The organism is Anabaena azotica FACHB-119, assembly GCF_014697625.1.
GTDB lineage: Bacteria > Cyanobacteriota > Cyanobacteriia > Cyanobacteriales > Nostocaceae > Trichormus > Trichormus azoticus_A.
Window position 1 is genome coordinate 1 of sequence record NZ_JACJSG010000012.1, and the last position, 18,391, is coordinate 18,391.

The window sequence follows — 18,391 nt, forward strand, 5'->3', positions numbered from 1 at the left end:
CCACTACTAGCGTGGCAAGGCTAAAATAGTGCAATAAGTTTCCTCTCTAACCTCTGTGTCTCTGTGCCTCTGTGGTTAATTAATGCAACATTTTAAGCTTGCCACGCCACTACAATTTAAGATTTACTCTAATATTTGTTTTAATTCTTCTCTCGCCTCTCTAGCAAACTGCACACTACCAATACTTGCCATAATTCCTGCGCCTGCGGTCAGGCTGGCTGCGGGAATTTTGTCTAAATATAATAAACCCACACCTAATAAAGTCATCATTGCTGATGCGGCGGTAACACCTACAGCTAGGTTACAGGTGAGTTGTGCTTGACGGATTAATTCATCAATGATTTTTTGTTTCGTCTCTGGTGGTACATCCAGAGATTGGGGTTGACTTTTGGCAAATAAGTTTAATTTCATAGAATTGAGTCCTCTGATTTTGAGTTAAGTTTTGCAACTTGTATGTTCGTATCTTATGAGGACAAAAATTCAACTGAAAGAGCATATAGGTTATCTTATATCTATTATTTGCCCTGTGTTTTAGGGCAGATAGGGCAATGTAATTTAACCTAACTGCCCTATGCAGCAAAATAGCCTTTTGCTATATTTTATGAATATTTAAATTCATCAAAAAGTTTTATCTATGCGTCCATCGGATACTGTTAATTCTAGTCCTGAAGGAAAAGATAACCTCAGAAAAGCATATGAAGCATTAAGTTTAACTCAGAAAGGCCTAGCTGAAAAAGCCAATGTTAGCGAAGACACGGTTAAACGTCTCTTGGGAACTAAAGAATGTCCGAATGGCGTTGAAAGATGGAGAGTAGAAAAGATTGCTGAAGTTTTAAATATTAAACCAACAGATATAGTTAATGCAAAAGATTGGTATCCACAACTAATACCGCCAGAATTTGAAATATTAATTAAAGATAAAACCCAGATATTTTGCGGCAGAGGATTTGTTTTTGCTGCCATTGAGGAGTTTATCAAGAATAACAAGAGTGGTTATTTCCAAATCATTGGTGATGCAGGCATGGGTAAAAGTGCCATTGCCGCCCATTATGTAGTAAAGAACCCAGGAACCATTTGCTTTTTTAATATTCGTGCAGATGGTAAAAATAGCCCAGATGTGTTTTTGAAACTAATTCGTCAGCAATTAACACAACGTTGGCAATTATCAGATGTGGCTGATGCTGATTTATCTGCCTTATTAATCAAAGCTAATAAACAACTATCTGCCGGGGAAAGTTTAGTAATTGTTGTTGATGCCCTCGATGAAGTTGACCAAGATGGAAACGGTAATCTGTTATATTTACCGATGATTTTACCAGAGAAAGTCTACTTTATCCTGACCAGAAGACCCTATACACCAGCAGAGCAAAGATTAAATATTTCGCCTAGCGTTCCCTATCAGGAGTTAGATTTAAGGAAATATGAACAAAATAGTAATGATGATGTAAAAGAATATATTTGGCAATTGCTAAATTCAGGTGAGTATCAAGATGGCTTGCAGCAGTGGATACAAAAGCAAAATAACCTATCTAAAAATGGCTTTGTGGAAACTATATCTGCTAAAAGTGAAAATAACTTTATGTATCTACGGTGCGTTTTACCAGCCATAGCCGAAGGTTTTTATAATGTTAAGCCGCTAGATGAATTACCTGTGGGTTTGCAGGGATATTATAATAGTCACTGGCGATTAATGGGAATGACTAACAAGCCCTTACCAAGAAATAAAATTAAAATCATTTATGTGATGTGTGCCTTGAGTAGTGCCGTATCCCGTGAATTGATTGCTAAATATTCTAAGCAAAATAATTTAACAGTAGAAGAGGTTTTGAAAGATTGGGCGCAGTTTTTACAGAAACAGGAAATTTATCAACCGCCTCGGTATCGGTTTTATCATGAAAGTTTTCGAGACTTTTTACAGCGTCAAGATATTGTCCAAGCTGCGGGGGTAAGTTTAACTGAAATCAGTGCGGAAGTTGCTAGGAATATGATAGAAGGGCTAGAGCTATGAGCAATTTTCCCACCTGGTTTGCTGAAAAGTCACCGGAAGAAAAAGAACGTTTATTAAGTGAGCTTCCTCGATTATTGCTAAAAGGTAGACAAATTAATGAACTGTTTAAGTTGTTGGCTAACTTTTACTTTATCGAAGCTAAGTTTAATCATCCTCTATTTGGGTTAAACGCACTCTTGGAAGATTATGATTTATTAGATCAGCCTGAAGTATGCAGCGATTCAAAATATGCTGAAACTGTTAAATTTTTAAAGTTAATTCCCGATACTTTGTTGATATCAGGACACATTATATCTACAGATCCAAAGCAACTAAACGGGCAATTATCAGCAAGATTGGCATATTTTGATGAACCAGAAATTAAGCAGTTAATTGAACAAATATCAGCAGATGATAAGACGAATTTACACAGTTTGATAGGTAGTCTAACTCCCCCTGGTGCTGGGGGATTAATTCGCACCCTGACTGGTCATAGTACCTGGGTGAATGCAGTGGCAATTACTGCCGATGGCAAAACGCTGATTTCTGGTTCTAATGACAAGACAATCAAAATCTGGGATGTAGCTACAGGCAGGGAAAAGTTCACCCTGACTGGTCATAGTAACTCGGTGAGAGCAGTGGCGATGACTGGCGATGGCAAAACGCTGATTTCTGGTTCTGAAGACAAGACAATCAAAATCTGGGATGTAGCTACAGGCAAGGAAAAGTTCACCCTGACTGGTCATAGTAACTCGGTGAGAGCAGTGGCGATGACTGGCGATGGCAAAACGCTGATTTCTGGTTCTGAGGACAAGACAATCAAAATCTGGGATGTAGCTACAGGCAGGGAAAAGTTCACCCTGACTGGTCATAGTGGCTGGGTAAGTGCAGTGGCAATTACTGCCGATGGCAAAACGCTGATTTCTGGTTCTGGAGACAAGACAATCAAAATCTGGGATGTAGCTACAGCTAGGGAAAAGTTCACTCTGACAGGTCATAGTTACTCGGTGAATGCAGTGGCGATGACTGCCGATGGCAAAACGCTGATTTCTGGTTCTTGGGACAAGACAATCAAAATCTGGGATGTAGCTACAGGCAAGGAAAAGTTCACCCTGACTGGTCATATTAGCCCGGTGAATGCAGTGGCGATGACTGGCGATGGCAAAACGCTGATTTCTGGTTCTGAGGACAAGACAATCAAAATCTGGGATGTATCTACAGGCAAGGAAAAGTTCACCCTGACTGGTCATAGTGCCTCGGTGGATGGAGTGGCGATGACTGGCGATGGCAAAACGCTGATTTCTGGTTCTTGGGACAAGACAATCAAAATCTGGGATGTAAATACAGGCAGGGAAAAGTTCACCCTGACTGGTCATAGTCGCTCAGTGAGTGCAGTGGCGATGACTGCCGATAGCAAAACGGTGATTTCTAGTTCTGAGGACAAGACAATCAAAATCTGGGATGTAGCTACAGGCAGGGAAAAGTTCACCCTGATAAGTCATAGTGCCAGAGTGAGAGCAGTAGCGATGACTGCCGATGGCAAAACGCTGATTTCTGGTTCTAATGACAAGACAATCAAAATTTGGGATGTAGCTACAGGCAGGGAAAAGTTCACCCTGAGAGGACATAGTGGCTCGGTGAGTGCAGTGGCGATGACTGCCAATGGCAAAACGCTGATTTCTGGTTCTAATGACAAGACAATCAAAATCTGGGATCTAGCTACAGGCAGCAAAAAGTTCACCCTGACTGGTCATAGTGACTCAGTGAATGCAGTGGCGATGACTGCCGATGGCAAAACGGTGATTTCTGGTTCTTGGGACAAGACAATCAAAATCTGGGATGTAAATACAGGCAGGGAAAAGTTCACCCTGACTGGTCATAGTCGCTCAGTGAGTGCAGTGGCGATGACTGCCGATAGCAAAACGGTGATTTCTAGTTCTGAGGACAAGACAATCAAAATCTGGGATCTAGCTACAGGCAGGGAAAAGTTCACCCTGATAAGTCATAGTGCCAGGGTGAGAACAGTAGCGATCGCTCCCGATGGCAAAACTGTGATTTCTGGTTTTGATGACAACACAATCAAAATCTGGGATCTAGTTACAGGTGCAGAAATAGCGACTTTCACCGGAGAAAGCCCTATAACTTGCTGTACGGTTGCTGCTGATGGAGTGACAATCGTAGCAGGAGAAGAATCAGGCAGATTACATTTTCTGCGTCTGCAAGGAAGGTCTTTCTCCTCCCCAGAATTGCAGTCTATTATTCTCCAAAAGAGCGAAAATTTTGTCGGTCGTGATTTTGTCTTCACGGCTATTGATGATTTTCTCCACCGTTACCAAAAGGGTTACTTCACCATTGTTGGTGTACCGGGTAGTGGTAAAAGTGCCATTCTCGCCCAATATGTAAAACAAAATCCCCAGACTATTTATTACAATGCCCAAATTGCGGGTAAACATCGAGCCGAGGTATTTTTCCCAGATATTTGTACACAGTTAAGTTTAAGATTAGATAATTTCGCTCAGACCCCACCCCAACCAGCCCCACAAGAGAAGAGGAAAATAATATTTGCAAATGCGAATGAGGGAAGTTGGTTATTCTCACTTTTGCTGCAACAAATCAGCGATAAATTAGCACCTGATGAAAAGTTAATCATTATTATTGATGCTTTAGATGCTATTGACATTCACAGTCAACCAGTAGCCACTAATTTATTCTATCTCCCCCGCTATTTACCTAATCAAGTTTATTTTATTTTCTCGCGTCGTCCTTATAAAAAATCTCATGCTGGTTTATTAATTGAAGCGCCATCACAAGTCCTCGATTTATCAGATTATTCAGTGGAAAATAGGCAAGATATTCAAGCTTATATTGGAAGAGACCTAACCCCCCTACCCCCCTTCCCTACTAGGGAAGGGGAGGAAGAGGAATTAGTTGATTTTGTGAAAGATGAAAATCAAAATTGCTCCCCTCCCCTTATAGGGGAGGGGTTGGGGGAGAGGTCACAACTCATCGGGGAAAATGAAGATAATTTTATGTATGTGCAGCAAATTATCAAAGCTATAGCAGATGATTTTTACTCTCAACCTAAAAACTTTGATAGCCTTCCCCCAGATTTAGAAGCATATTATCAACAACATTGGCAAAAGATGCAGGGTGAGGGTTTATCTGATATTGCTGTAGATTTGTTGCGGCTTTTGACTGCTGCGGAAATTCAACCAATTTCTACATTAGCTATGAGCGAAGCTATCAATGCTGATGTCTATGATGTAGCGGAAATTCTCGAAAATTGGTTAGAATTTTTGCAAGAAACACGCATTGGTAAGAAAATAGAATATAAGTTATATCATCACAGCTTTCGGGATTGGTTAGGGAAAATCATTAGGTTGGAAAGCTTTGGAGGTTAAGGAAATAAACCTCTTGCATAAATGCTTTGGTGTTGCTGTAAATATTTTTTAAAAGTTCACGCAAAGGCGCATTCGCGTAGCGTCTCGTAGAGAAGACGCAAAAGAATAACTATGGAAGCTTTGTATTCTGATTTTTAAATTATTCGTGCAAGAAGTCTCACCCTGTCGTACAGTGAGGGATGAGAGGGATAACTATTAACTATTTCATATCTTGCGCCTTCTCAATAAGCGGGTGGTGGGCATTGCCCACCCTACTAAATTTATTTATGGGAATTGTAATTTTGAATTTTGAATTGGAGCGAAGCGACTTGACTAATGACAAACCCCCTTTATGGCGTGATAATCGCTTTTGGTATATTGCTGGACAATTGATTGCTTTATTTTTCATTGCATTTGTGGTAGTGATACTTTTAGGTAATCTCAACCGCAATTTGCAGCGATTAGGGATTCAATTTGGTTTTGAGTTTCTCCAGCAGCAAGCATCTTTTGACATCGGTGAAACGCTAATTGCTTATAAACCAACAGACACTTATACTCTGGCTTTGTTGGTGGGATTAATCAATGCTTTGCGAGTAGCAATCACAGGAATTATTCTGACAACAATTGTCGGTTTATTAGCTGGGGTTGCTAGATTATCCGATAACTGGTTGGTGCGGAATATTGCGCTGGTTTATGTAGAAATTTTTCGGAATACACCTTTACTTTTACAGTTGCTATTTTGGTACTTTGCTGTTTTTCTCAGTTTTCCCAAGGCTGATAATCAAATTTCGCTTTGGGGAGTTATCGGGCTGAGTCAAAATGGCATAAAACTACCTTGGTTTACCTTATCGCCAGAGTTTTCTGCTTTACTGTTGGGTTTGACTTTTTACACTGGCGCTTTCATCGCAGAGATTGTTCGGGGTGGTATTGCGTCAGTATCTAAGGGACAATGGGAAGCAGGGCGATCGCTCGGATTAAAACCAAGCCTAATCATGCGTCTGGTTATTTTACCCCAAGCTTTGCGTGTGATTATTCCCCCACTCACCAGCCAGTATTTAAACTTAACAAAAAACTCTAGTTTAGCGATCGCGATCGGCTATCCTGATATATACTTTGTCGCTTCCACTACCTTTAATCAAACTGGTAGAGCCGTAGAAGTTATGTTACTACTTATGCTCACCTATCTCAGCCTCAGTTTAACTATCTCCCTCATCATGAATGCTTTTAACCGTGCTGTGCAGATTAAGGAGAGGTGAGGGACTGGGGAGAAACCCACCCCTAGCCCCTCCCAGGAGGGGAAAAGGGAGGTCGGGGAGTGGGGAGAAACCCACCCCTAGCCCCTCCCAGGAGGGGAAAAGGGAAGTGGGGGGAGATGAGGGAGATGAGGGAGTGGGGGGAGATGAGGAAGAAAAACTATGGACTATTGACTATGGACTATTGACTATGGACTATTGACTAATGACTAAATTAACTTGGCTACGTAAAAACCTGTTTAATACTTGGTATAACAGTTTGTTGACAGTTATCTGCTTGGTTTTGTTGTTTTGGCTTTTGCAAGGGGTTGTAATTTGGGCAATTACTAAAGCACAATGGGCAGTTGTGCAAGTAAATTTACGTTTGTTTTTAGTTGGGAGATTTCCGCCGACTGAATATTGGCGTGTTTGGGTTGTTTTGGCGATCGCTTCTACTTTAACGGCTCTAACTACAGTTGTCTTTTTAGGTAAGCAAAAGTTAACAGGGTTGACAAAATTAGTCGCGCCTTGGCTTTCCTTAATCTGGTTATTATCATTCCCCGTTATTTTGTGGTTAATTGGTGGTGGGTTTGGTTTGCGTCCTGTTTCCAGCACTTTGTGGAATGGTTTGCTACTCACCTTATTTATGGCAGCAATTAGCATTATTTTGTCCTTTCCTCTTGGGGTTTTACTCGCTTTAGGAAGGAATAGCAATTTGCCTGTAGTACGTTGGTTTTCTATTCTTTATATTGAAATTATTCGCGGTGTTCCCCTAATTGGGATTTTATTTCTCGCCCAGGTGATGTTACCTTTGTTATTCTCTGCGGATGTCCGTTTAGACAGAGTGTTAAGAGCGATCGCTGGTTTGGTACTATTTAGTGCAGCTTACATGGCGGAAAATGTACGCGGCGGGCTTCAGTCTGTTTCCCGTGGACAAGTGGAAGCAGCAAAAGCATTAGGATTAAATACATTTTTCGTAGTTCTTTTAATCATTTTACCCCAAGCTTTACGAGCAGTAATTCCGGCAATTGTCGGGCAGTTTATCGGACTATTTAAAGATACTTCTTTATTATCTCTTGTGGGTTTAGTGGAACTTACAGGTATTGCCCGTTCCATTTTGGCACAGCCTCAATTTATTGGTCGTTATCCAGAAGTATATTTATTTATTGGTTTGATTTACTGGTTATTTTGTTACTCAATGTCTTTAGCTTCTCGACGTTTAGAAAAGCAATTAAATAATTAGTCAATAGTCAATAGTCAACAGTCAATAGTCAATAGTCAATAGTCAGTAGTCAATAGTCAATAGTCAATAGTTAATAGTCAACAAAAAATAAAATTTATGAGAGAACAAACACCGATAATTATTGCTGAAGATGTGCATAAATGGTATGGCAAATTCCATGTGTTGCAAGGTGTGAGTTTAACGGTGTATCGTGGGGAAGTGGTTGTGTTGATGGGGCCTTCTGGTTCAGGAAAATCAACATTTATTCGGACTTTTAATGCTTTAGAAGAGTATCAGCAAGGTAAAATTACTATTGATGGTATCACCCTCGGCCACGACTTGCGAAATATTGAAGCAATTCGCCGAGAAGTGGGAATGGTATTTCAACAATTTAATTTATTTCCCCATTTAACAGTTCTACAAAATATTACTTTAGCTCCAATTTGGGTACGGCGCTGGAAAAAAGCAAAAGCCGAAGAGTTAGCAATGCAGTTGTTGGAAAGGGTAGGAATTTTAGAACAAGCAAACAAATACCCCGGACAGTTATCTGGGGGACAGCAACAGCGAGTTGCGATCGCTCGTGCGTTAGCAATGCAGCCTAAAATTATGTTATTCGATGAACCGACTTCTGCCTTAGACCCAGAGATGGTAAGAGAAGTTTTAGACGTAATGCGAAGTCTAGCCCGCGATGGGATGACAATGGTAGTCGTTACCCATGAAGTCGGATTTGCCCGTGAAGTCGCTGATCGAGTAGTTTTAATGGATAGTGGTAACTTAGTCGAGTCAGCCACCCCCGACAACTTTTTCACCAAACCTCAAGAAGAACGCACTCGCAAGTTCTTATCACAAATTCTTTAGTTGGTCATTAGTCATTAGACCTCTTGCAAAAGTCGTTCTTAGCGTTCTTTTCTTTGCGTCTTTGCGCCTTTGCGTGAGACAAAAAAAGATTTATGCAAGAAGTCTATTAGTCGATAGTTTTTGCTTATTCTTCCTTAGCACTCAATTACTTATGGGAAAAAAAGTTAATTTTTTTAAAGGATATTTTGCCAGCCTAATTGACCCGACACTTGTACCAACTGCATTAAAAGTTGCCGTTGTTGTTGGCTCTATTTTATTTATGATTAATCATGGTCACGCTTTATTAACTGGGAAAATGGGACGCGATCGCTGGATTTCTGCCATGCTCACTTATGTAGTACCATATTTTGTGAATATTCATGGTCAATATATTAGTATTTATCGTAATAAATCTTTTTAAATACATCAAAAAATTTAATTCAATCCCTGTAACCTATCCCTTGTTCCCTACTATATTACAACCATTCTCCGCCTCGGAACCGCCAACGAGGAAAAATGATTCGCATAATGCTTTGGGAAGCAATAAAAACTGCTAACCAAACTACACTGTAGTGCATTATAAAAGCACCTATTGATAGTTCTTCTTTAGGTATAGGTAATGGTAAGAATCCAAAAAGTTTAGCTCCACAAAAAACAAATATTAATTCCCCAATACCTGCTATTAGTTGATAAACTGCTGGCCAATCGCGATCCCAACGAAATTTTTGTAGATGATTATAAAGAATATCCCATCCTAAACCAAAGATAGCAACATAAGCTAGTATCCAAAAATAAACTGAATTAGCACCAGGGCCAATTAAACCCATCGCAAAAGGCAAAGATACTAATACACCAACAGTAGCAAGTAATAACAGTCTAGTTTGCCAACGACCAAATAAAGTTGGAGTCATAATAATTACAAGTGAATGGTAATATTAACTGCCTAGCGTGGCAAGGCTAAACTTGTACATTAGCCAACAACCTAAAATCTTATACCAATTCAAAAAATCTTCGCAACACATCCATTATCTGTAGGGGCGCACAGCTAGCTGTGCGCCCCTACTCATCTGCGTTCATCTGCGTTTATCTGCGTTCAATTTTTCCAAATCTATTGCCACATTTTAGTCCGGTCACGCCACTACTATTAATATTGACTTTACACAAAAATCTCTGTGATAGTCTACACAGGTTAATTAGGCTTCATTTCTAATAATTCAGGAACTGTGACGAATTTGTAACCTTGCTGTTTCAGTCCACTAATGATTTGTGGTAAGGCTTGTACCGTTCTTTTGCGATCGCCTCCGCCATCGTGCATCAAAACTATATAACCCGGTTTTGGGCCTTTGACGACATTTTTCACAAATACTTCAGGTTTAGCGCGGGGATCAGTATCGGCGGAAGTTAAAGACCACATGACTACAGCATTTTTTTGGCTTTTAGCATATCTGGCTAAACCATTATTTAAAACTCCTCCAGGGGGACGGAATAATTGAGTTTTCACACCTGTAGTTTTGTAAATCAGGTCAGATGTCCGTTCAATTTCACTTTTGGCTGTGGCTTCATCCATGCGCCTATACCAATGATGCCAAGTATGATTACCTATAGCATGACCTTCAGCTACAACTCGTTTAGCGATGTCGGGATTGGCTTTTGACACTCCTCGCTCTAAAGAGACGAGGATTCTTGCTTCATCCGTCCTCTCTAGAAATCTGAATACCAGTATTCAAATTTCTCCGTTTGGATACGTCCACAAGCTCACACGGACTGCCCGACCGCGTTTGAAAAGGTTTTTAATTTCTGTGTTTACTCCCACATTTGTACAAGATTTAGGATTTATACTACCAGGGTTCCGGATCAGGAGCAGTCCGCTTGACCTACTTCGTCTTTTATTTGTGCGCTTTACCGCTATCAGTTATACTACCACAAAAGCCGCCCTAGAAGGGCGGGGCTTTAAACCCAGTTTTTCGGTAAAGCTTGTCCCACCCAAAAGAAGGTCGCTTTTATCTGATTTTGTTGAAGAATATCCAAAATTTCTGGCGTGGTTTTCTGCCAAGGCCCATCATCAAAAGTGAGAGCGATGACTTTTTGTCCACTAGTAACGTTGGCTTTTTCATTACTATTCAATTGTGCCTGATAAACTGTCTTCCCTTGATATTGGGCTGGCACGGTAAAGTTAAGATTATCTGATGGAGGCTTGGCTGGCTGCTGTACCTGATTACTTGCAACTGGTAAATCTTGTCTAGCTGTTACAGGTTGCTGCTTACGAAACCCCAAAAGCATAACTACAGTAACAGAACCAGCTACCAAAAAAGTAGCGATCGCTATCACTCCCAGAAATTTCTCTATCTTCGGGTGGTTGTTGGTCATGAAGAAATTCCCAAAACTCACCCTATGATATGCGATTAGTTAATAGTCAATAGTCATTAGTCAATAGTCAAACCAACTGATAATCTGGTCGAGTGTGATAGGCTGCTAGGGGTTCCCAATGAATTACATCTTCCAATAAGGACTGATAACCCAAGGTGTTAGGATGTAGTCCATCTTCGCTTAAACGTTTGTTGCGCCAAGCGTCGCCCCGTGCCATCCATTGGTCGAAAATATCTAAATAGGGAATTTGCCTTTGATTACAAGCGATGCGAGTTGCTTCTTTGTAGCGATATTGATCGGTATGATTAAAATAGAAGCAATCGAGAAAAGGCATCTTGGCTTCATCTACTGGAACCATACCCACAAATAATACAGGGCAAAGTTGCTGCGCTTGGTCTAGTAAAGCGGCGATTTCCGATTCAAACAAGGCGAAATCTGTATGATTACGTCCATTGGGACGGGCTAACCGGGCTGAATCATTGACTCCTACAGATAGGATGATTAAGTCGGGGACACGATTTCGCAATTCGCCACGATGACGAAATTCTACCTCTAACCTTTGTGCTACCTGCTGGGTGCGATCGCCTCTTACTCCCAAATTGTACAGGACATGACCTGAGCTATCGGGTAACATCCACCAGCGCCGCAATTGCTCGACCCAGCCCCCTTTTTCTGGGTCGCCGAAGCCATATACTAAACTATCCCCCAGTGCGATAATCTTCAAAGGCTGACATTGGGTTGGTGATAAAGACAGCTGCATTGAGGAAGGAGTGGGAAATGTTTGCATCTTAAAAGATTTTAATTTATATCTTTACAAGATTCTATACATTTCTACACCATTACTACAGTATGTTTTTTGTCCTTTGTCCAAAAAACTTGATTAAGGCTTCGGTAGTTGCTTGGCGACGCAAGGCGACATAAACGTACTATCTCACTGTGGACTAATGACCAATGACCAATGACTAATCAATTGATTTGGCAATTACTCCTAACTGTAATCCAGGCGGATAACTACCTTCTTGTTTGATGTGTTTAATTTCCGCGTCAGTAATTCGTAAGCTTAATTTTTGTGCCAATGCCTTGACAATATCACCCCGGTCGATTAACCCAGCCACAGCACCAGCAGGGGTAAGTACAGTAATACGAGGTAACTGTTCATTTTCTAACTTTTTGATGACTTGTGCGATCGCAGTTGATTCTGTCACGGAAGGAATTTCTGTCAAAGGATGGGCGATGCTGTGCAAAGTTTGGGTTTCCCATGCGCTTCTTTCCACCAAGCGTAAGTCCTCAATGGCGACCATACCGCGATAACGTCCATCGGACGCAGCAAAATAAACTTCTGGGGTAGTCGCTGCTAATAAGTACGCATCAGCAAAGGAACGTAAGGTTTGGTCAGCATCAATGACCCGAAAATCACGAGTCATCGCATCGGCGGCTGTGACTTTGAGTAAGGTTTCTTGTAATGTGGTGATGCGGTCGTAGTTGTTGGCGTTACGGATGGCAAACCAACCTAACAAAGCTATCCACAAGCCTGTAACTAACTCTCTAGTAAAGAAATCTACAGCAAATCCTAAAGCGATCGCAATAAAACCTAAAATTTGCCCCGCCTTAGCCGCCCAATGTACCGCCACAAACCTATCCCCGGTAATTTTCCAAAGTGCAGCTTTCAATACCTGTCCCCCATCTAGAGGTAAGCCGGGAATTAAGTTAAATAGGGCGACAACTAAATTAATACGTGCCAAATCATCAACCATGACACTGACTGGGCTAGTATCGGGAATTACAGTACTTGCTATTCTCAGCAACAAAAATAAGCCGATACTGACCAAAGGCCCAGCTATAGCTACTTGAAAGGCTTTCAGAGGAGTTTTAGATTCTTCCTCAATGGCAGCAATACCACCAAATAGGAATAGAGTAATAGAGTTAACTTTAATTCCTTGCGATCGCGCTGCTAAACTATGACCTAATTCGTGCAGTAGTACCGAAGCAAATAGCAGCAACGCCATAACTATCCCAGCACTCCAAGCCCAAGCAGCGCCCCATTCTTGGTAAGCCACGCCAAAATTCAGTGTTGCTAAACCCAAAATCACAAACCACAGAGGGTCTAAAAATAGGGGAATGCCAAATAAAGAGCCGATTTTCCAATTTGTTTGCATCACATTATCCTGAAATTTAATATTTTTTCTGAATACATCACATATACGATGTATGCTTTTTTCTATACGATTTTTATATTTTCCTCATAATCAGGACTTACGCAACTTGCACTTGGGGTAGGGTGCGTCAGATGTGGAAAATCCTTGAATGTTTACGAAATTATTGGGGCTGACGCACCCTACATTTAGTTTGATTATGACTATACGATTTTTATATTTTCCTCATAATATTAGGTCGCAGCAGCACCATCAAACGATAGGAACAGCAAAATCAGCCGTTACTAATTAATCTGTCCCAGATTCTAGAATAGACAATCCCGCCTATTTGATCATACAAAAAACAGAAAAATACAAGTTTGTGGCTCTGGGGTACTTTGATTTTGATTAATTGCGATCGCCTAATACTACTTTTCTTAAATAGGTTTTATGTATAGTCAAATACAAATAAATTTATGTATAAGTAACCGGAAAAGTTGATATTCGATATGAATATAGTTAAAATATATTCAATAACCACTAACATATTTCGCATAATATATTATAATGCGAGATTCAACTATTTACTTAGTTGAGATGTGTCAGTGGTAGAAAATTAAAAAACTCAACCATAGATAATTTTAGATTTGAACGTTACAGCTTTTTTTAAATCACCGCTCCAAACCACACGTAGCCTGTGGCGTATTGGACAAACTGTACTGGGTATTATCTTTCGTCACCCAGTCACAGGAACTAGTATCATCCCGCTTCTATCAGATGGTAGAATTGTGCTGATTCGTCGGCGTGACGATGGTCTTTGGGCATTACCTGGAGGTATGGTAGATTGGGGAGAAGATATACCTACTACAGTCCGCCGTGAGTTATTAGAGGAAACTGGACTAGAATTGACAAAAATTAGACGCTTGGTAGGTGTTTACTCTGCACCAGACCGCGACCCTAGAATACATTCTATATGTGTTGTGGTTGAGGCTGAGGTACAGGGAACAATGGAAATTATCGATACCGCCGAAGTTCTAGAAATTCAAGCTTTTCCTCCCCATTCTCTACCTCAAGGGCCGATGTCTCATGACCATTATCGACAACTACAAGACTACTTAAATGGCTTGACTACTTTAGCTTAGAAATATAGCAGTAGCCGCATAGTTTAGGGCATTGATGAATCAGAAAATTTTTATCACAAGCAGCGATGTAGCGCCTATCACCTGTCACCTATCACCTGTCCCCTATCACCTATCACCTGCTATAAGTGAAATTTTGGGTTAGAATTGGGACTTCATAGTTTTATCTACATGTTCTGGTGAAAAACCTTAAATTTACTTAAAGTAAATTAATACAGCAAAAATGAATACTCACTTACGTAACGCCCGGAGAAAATTATCTCAAGGGCTATTATTCTGGCGTGAAGCCGGCGAAGGACTACCGATAGTTTTGTTACACGGCGCTAGGAATGAAGGTAGCCAATGGGTGGAGGTGATGGAGTCGCTTTCACCAAACTTTCATTGTTTTGCGCCAGACTTATTAGGTTTTGGAGAATCAGAAAAACCTAATATTCATTATTCCATTGATTTACAAGTAAAATGTATAGCTGAATTTTGCCAAGCCTTGAAGTTAGAAAAGGTATATCTATTAGGACATTCCCTTGGGGGTTGGGTTGCGGCTACTTATGCGTTAAAGTATCCAGAACAAGTTGAGGGATTAATTTTGTTAGCGCCAGAAGGTGTCAACATAGAAGGACAAGAACAAAATTGCCAAAAGATGCGGCAATTGATAAAGCGTCCACCAATATTTTTTAAGATACTGCGATCGCTACGTTTTTTAACTAAGCTGTTTAAGTTAGATAAAAAGATAGACCAAGATTGGCAAACACGCCAAATACTACTACAACATCCTACAGCTTCTCAATTACTCTTTCAACGTAAGCAACCAGAAATCGAAGCCGAATTATTAAACAACAGTTTGCTGAAACTAGAGATTCCAGTTTTGATTTTACAAGGTGGTAAAGATACCCCGGATGCTTTAGCTAGAAGCCAAGCTTATAGTAAACTGATTCCCAGAGCCAATTTGAAAATCATTGCCCATGCCGAAAGTAATTTACCACAATCCTGTGTGGGACTTGTAACTGGGGAGGTTAAGGATTTTATTGGTAATAGGTAATGGGTAATTGGTAATTGGTGGTTATCTACTCATAGATATTTTTTGCATCCCCCAAAAAATTAGGTTTGGTTCGACGATTAAACGTGAGGCGATCGCGGGATATAATTCTTGCAGATAGCTTAATAGTAAATTGCGATCGCCTCCTTTCATCGCCACCTTGCCATCAGGAAATAAACGCCACCACTCGTCAATAAAATCCTTAATTCCCGCTAATAAAGTATAAATCACCCCACTTTGCATTGCCTGTGGCGTATTCAGTGCAAACCGTGGTGGTAATTGAATTTCCTCAACTTCTAACTGTGGTAACTGTCCAGTTTTTTGCCCCAAACTCGCCAACTGTAAACCCATCCCCGGCAAAATAGCCCCACCCACCAAATTTTTATCCCCATCCGCAGCAGTGAAAGTAAGTGCAGTTCCCGCATCAATGACCAACATCGGGAAGCCCCAACTCATCCCCGCCCCCCACAAAGCCAAAGCCCGGTCAATTCCCAAAGTCGGATATATATTGTTAAGCGGTATATCCTCTAAAGTAATTACCCGCACATTAGGGTAACTTTGCCAAATTGCAGTTTGCTGAGGAACTACCGAAGCGAGGAGGAGGGGAAAGGGGAAGGGGGAAAGGGGAAAGGGGAAAGGATAAATACTGCTTCCTCTGCTCCTCTGCTCCTCTGCTCCTCTGCCCCTCTGCTCCTCTGCCCCCCAGTCCCCCAATTGCTGTATAACAGATTCAGGTAGATATTCTGTATCCCACGTACAATTAAGGGACTTGCCGTGGAATAATGCCCAATGTAGCCGAGAATTACCGATTTCTAAGGCTAGCCATGTACCTTCTGTCTGTTCTGAATAATGCTGTGATTTCACTCTTTTATACTTTTTAACTTATCTATAGGTTTTTTAATAAAAATTAACAAATATTCCGTGTCAGAATAAGACTAGAGGAATAAATACTCATTGTGTTAAGGAGAAAGTTATGGTAGCAATCACTGATAAAACTGAAAAACGGCTGACCATACAGACTGCGGAAATTGCTCAAGATACTACAGCAATTCGCTCTCTAGATTGGGATCGCGATCGCTTTGATATCGAGTTTGGTCTGCAAAACGGCACTACCTATAACTCTTTTCTCATACGCGGTGAGCAGATAGCCCTAGTTGATACGTCCCATGAAAAGTTTCGTAAACTTTATTTTGATACCCTGACAGGGCTAATCAATCCCACAGATATAGATTATTTGATAGTCAGCCACACCGAGCCAGACCATAGTGGCTTAGTTAAAGATTTGTTACAGATGGCTCCAGATATCACCGTGGTAGCCTCAAAAGTAGCAATTCAGTTTCTAGAAGATTTGGTACACCAGCCATTTAAGCGGAAGATTGTGAAAAATGGCGATCGCTTAGATTTAGGCAACGGTCACGAAATCGAGTTTGTCATCGCCCCCAACTTACACTGGCCGGACACCATCTTTAGCTTCGACCACAAAACCCAAACCCTCTACACCTGCGACGCTTTCGGAATGCACTACTGTTCCGACAGCACCTTCGACGAAGACTTAAAAACCATCGAGGCTGACTTCCACTATTACTATGAATGCTTGATGGGGCCGAATGCGCGGTCGGTACTATCTGCCCTCAAACGCATGGGAGAATTACCAAGCGTGAAAATGATAGCCACTGGTCACGGCCCCTTACTTTACCATAACGTTGAGGAATTAACTGGACGTTACCGGAGTTGGAGTCAAAACCAAACCAAGGCAGAAACCAGCATCGGTATATTTTACGTATCTGAATATGGATATAGCGATCGCCTAGCCCAAGCGATCGTCAATGGTATCACTAAAACAGGTGTGGGTGTAGAGGTAGTAGACTTGGGTTCAGGCGTAGATTTACAGGAATTACGCGAACTAGTGGGACGTTGTTCTGGACTAGTAATTGGGGTTCCGCCAGCCTCTGGTGCGGCTAGTATTCAAGCCGCCTTCAGCACCATTTTAGGGTCTGCCAACGAAAAACAAGGTATAGGTATATTTGAAAGCGGTGGCGGCGATGATGAACCAATAGACCCATTGTTAAGCAAATTCCGCAACTTGGGTTTGACCACGGTGTTTCCAGAGATTCGCCTCAAACAGACACCAACGGAAAATACCTACAAACTCTGTGAAGAAGCGGGTACAGACTTAGGGCAATGGGTAACACGCGATCGCAGCATCAAAGCCATGAAATCATTAGGTGCTGATTTAGACAAAGCCCTGGGTAGATTGACTGGTGGCTTATATATCATCACAGCCAAAAAAGGCGACGTTTCCAGCGCCATGTTAGCCTCCTGGGTAGCCCAAGCCAGCTTTAAACCTCTAGGATTTTCCATTGCCGTAGCTAAGGATAGAGCAATTGAATCATTAATGCAAGTAGGCGATCGCTTCGTTCTCAACGTATTAGAAGAAGGCAATTACCACCAACTCATGCGCCACTTCCTCAAACGATTTGCCCCAGGTGCAGACCGTTTTGAAGGAGTCAAAACCCAAACCGGCGAAAACGGCGCACCCATCCTCAGCGACGCTTTAGCCTACATAGAATGCGAAGTCCAAAGTCGGATGGACTGCGGCGACCACTGGGCAGTATACAGCACTGTCTACGCCGGCAGAGTCTCCAAACCCGAAGCCCTCACAGCCGTTCACCACCGCAAAGTCGGAAACCATTATTAGTCAGTTGACCGTTGACAGTTGACAGTTATCAGTTGTTCTCCTCTGCTTCCTGTTCCCCTCCTGGGAGGGGTTAGGGGTGGGTTTCTCCCGCTTGGGGAGCGCAGTCAACAGTGAATAGGGTGCGTCAGTACAAATATTTTCTTGGAGTAGCCAGGATTTCTCGTACTGACGCACCCTACATTTTGGATATTTTTTTATCTGGAAATCCCTAAAATATCCTATCGCTTTGGTGAACAGAGCGAGAATCACTGTTAAAAAGACGTTGCAGTGCAACGTCTTTTCCAATAAATGATACCATTTCTCCATAAAATTGCTTTCTACGATTACCAATTAGCAATTACCAATTACCAACCCCCACTATATG

15 protein-coding genes and 1 pseudogene are annotated in these 18,391 nt (G+C 41.4%); 9 read left to right on the top strand and 7 right to left on the bottom strand.

Features of this window, described 5'->3' with window-relative positions; all coding sequences use genetic code 11:
- Positions 1-123: 123 nt before the first annotated feature.
- Positions 124-411, bottom strand: a complete 288-nt coding sequence (locus H6G83_RS10460) for a TRADD-N-associated membrane domain-containing protein (RefSeq protein WP_190470995.1) — start codon at positions 409-411, stop codon at positions 124-126.
- Positions 412-634: 223 nt separating this feature from the next.
- On the opposite strand from H6G83_RS10460, the gene H6G83_RS10465 reads away from it, so the two are divergent.
- From H6G83_RS10465 to nrtS, 6 genes are all read left to right on the top strand, one after another.
- On the top strand, positions 635-2,008 hold the full coding sequence (locus H6G83_RS10465; protein WP_190470999.1) for an XRE family transcriptional regulator: 1,374 nt from the start codon (positions 635-637) through the stop codon (positions 2,006-2,008).
- Positions 2,005-5,388 (top strand): AAA family ATPase, encoded by a 3,384-nt coding sequence (locus tag H6G83_RS10470; protein ID WP_190471002.1) that lies wholly within the window; start codon positions 2,005-2,007, stop codon positions 5,386-5,388. The genes H6G83_RS10465 and H6G83_RS10470 overlap by 4 nt, the downstream gene beginning before the upstream one ends.
- Before the next feature lie 308 nt (positions 5,389-5,696).
- A complete protein-coding gene (locus H6G83_RS10475) occupies positions 5,697-6,623 on the top strand; it encodes an amino acid ABC transporter permease (RefSeq protein ID WP_190471005.1) in 927 nt (308 codons plus the stop codon).
- A gap of 202 nt (positions 6,624-6,825) precedes the next feature.
- Positions 6,826-7,842 carry an amino acid ABC transporter permease gene (locus tag H6G83_RS10480; protein WP_190471008.1) on the top strand — a complete coding sequence of 339 codons (1,017 nt, stop codon included), beginning with the start codon at positions 6,826-6,828 and terminating at the stop codon, positions 7,840-7,842.
- 96 nt (positions 7,843-7,938) lie between these two features.
- Entirely contained in the window at positions 7,939-8,679 is a 741-nt protein-coding gene (locus H6G83_RS10485) for an amino acid ABC transporter ATP-binding protein (RefSeq protein ID WP_190471011.1), read from the top strand.
- 151 nt (positions 8,680-8,830) lie between these two features.
- Entirely contained in the window at positions 8,831-9,079 is a 249-nt protein-coding gene (nrtS, locus tag H6G83_RS10490) for a nitrate/nitrite transporter NrtS (RefSeq protein ID WP_190471014.1), read from the top strand.
- 55 nt (positions 9,080-9,134) lie between these two features.
- Here nrtS and H6G83_RS10495 read toward each other — a convergent pair whose 3' ends face one another.
- From H6G83_RS10495 to H6G83_RS10515, 5 genes and pseudogenes are all read right to left on the bottom strand, one after another.
- On the bottom strand, positions 9,135-9,569 hold the full coding sequence (locus H6G83_RS10495) for a hypothetical protein (RefSeq protein ID WP_190471017.1): 435 nt from the start codon (positions 9,567-9,569) through the stop codon (positions 9,135-9,137).
- Between the two features lie 278 nt (positions 9,570-9,847).
- Positions 9,848-10,309 (bottom strand): annotated as a pseudogene (locus H6G83_RS10500) (polysaccharide deacetylase family protein); the annotation flags it as partial.
- Between the two features lie 299 nt (positions 10,310-10,608).
- Positions 10,609-11,025 (bottom strand): polysaccharide deacetylase family protein, encoded by a 417-nt coding sequence (locus H6G83_RS35890; protein WP_190471020.1) that lies wholly within the window; start codon positions 11,023-11,025, stop codon positions 10,609-10,611.
- 67 nt (positions 11,026-11,092) lie between these two features.
- Positions 11,093-11,812 carry a GDSL-type esterase/lipase family protein gene (locus H6G83_RS10510; protein WP_190471023.1) on the bottom strand — a complete coding sequence of 240 codons (720 nt, stop codon included), beginning with the start codon at positions 11,810-11,812 and terminating at the stop codon, positions 11,093-11,095.
- A 175-nt stretch (positions 11,813-11,987) separates the two neighbouring features.
- Positions 11,988-13,181, bottom strand: coding sequence for a site-2 protease family protein (locus H6G83_RS10515; protein ID WP_190471024.1), 1,194 nt, complete (start codon positions 13,179-13,181; stop codon positions 11,988-11,990).
- A gap of 623 nt (positions 13,182-13,804) precedes the next feature.
- Between H6G83_RS10515 and H6G83_RS10520 the strand changes: the two genes are divergently transcribed.
- Both H6G83_RS10520 and H6G83_RS10525 read left to right on the top strand, forming a co-directional pair.
- Entirely contained in the window at positions 13,805-14,299 is a 495-nt protein-coding gene (locus H6G83_RS10520; protein ID WP_190471027.1) for an NUDIX hydrolase, read from the top strand.
- Positions 14,300-14,519: 220 nt separating this feature from the next.
- Complete coding sequence (locus H6G83_RS10525) at positions 14,520-15,332, top strand: alpha/beta fold hydrolase (RefSeq protein WP_190471032.1); 813 nt, start codon at positions 14,520-14,522, stop codon at positions 15,330-15,332.
- Between the two features lie 21 nt (positions 15,333-15,353).
- Here H6G83_RS10525 and H6G83_RS10530 read toward each other — a convergent pair whose 3' ends face one another.
- Entirely contained in the window at positions 15,354-16,193 is an 840-nt protein-coding gene (locus H6G83_RS10530; protein WP_190471035.1) for a pantothenate kinase, read from the bottom strand.
- A gap of 109 nt (positions 16,194-16,302) precedes the next feature.
- Between H6G83_RS10530 and H6G83_RS10535 the strand changes: the two genes are divergently transcribed.
- Positions 16,303-18,027 (top strand): diflavin flavoprotein, encoded by a 1,725-nt coding sequence (locus H6G83_RS10535; protein ID WP_190471039.1) that lies wholly within the window; start codon positions 16,303-16,305, stop codon positions 18,025-18,027.
- Positions 18,028-18,391 lie beyond the last annotated feature (364 nt).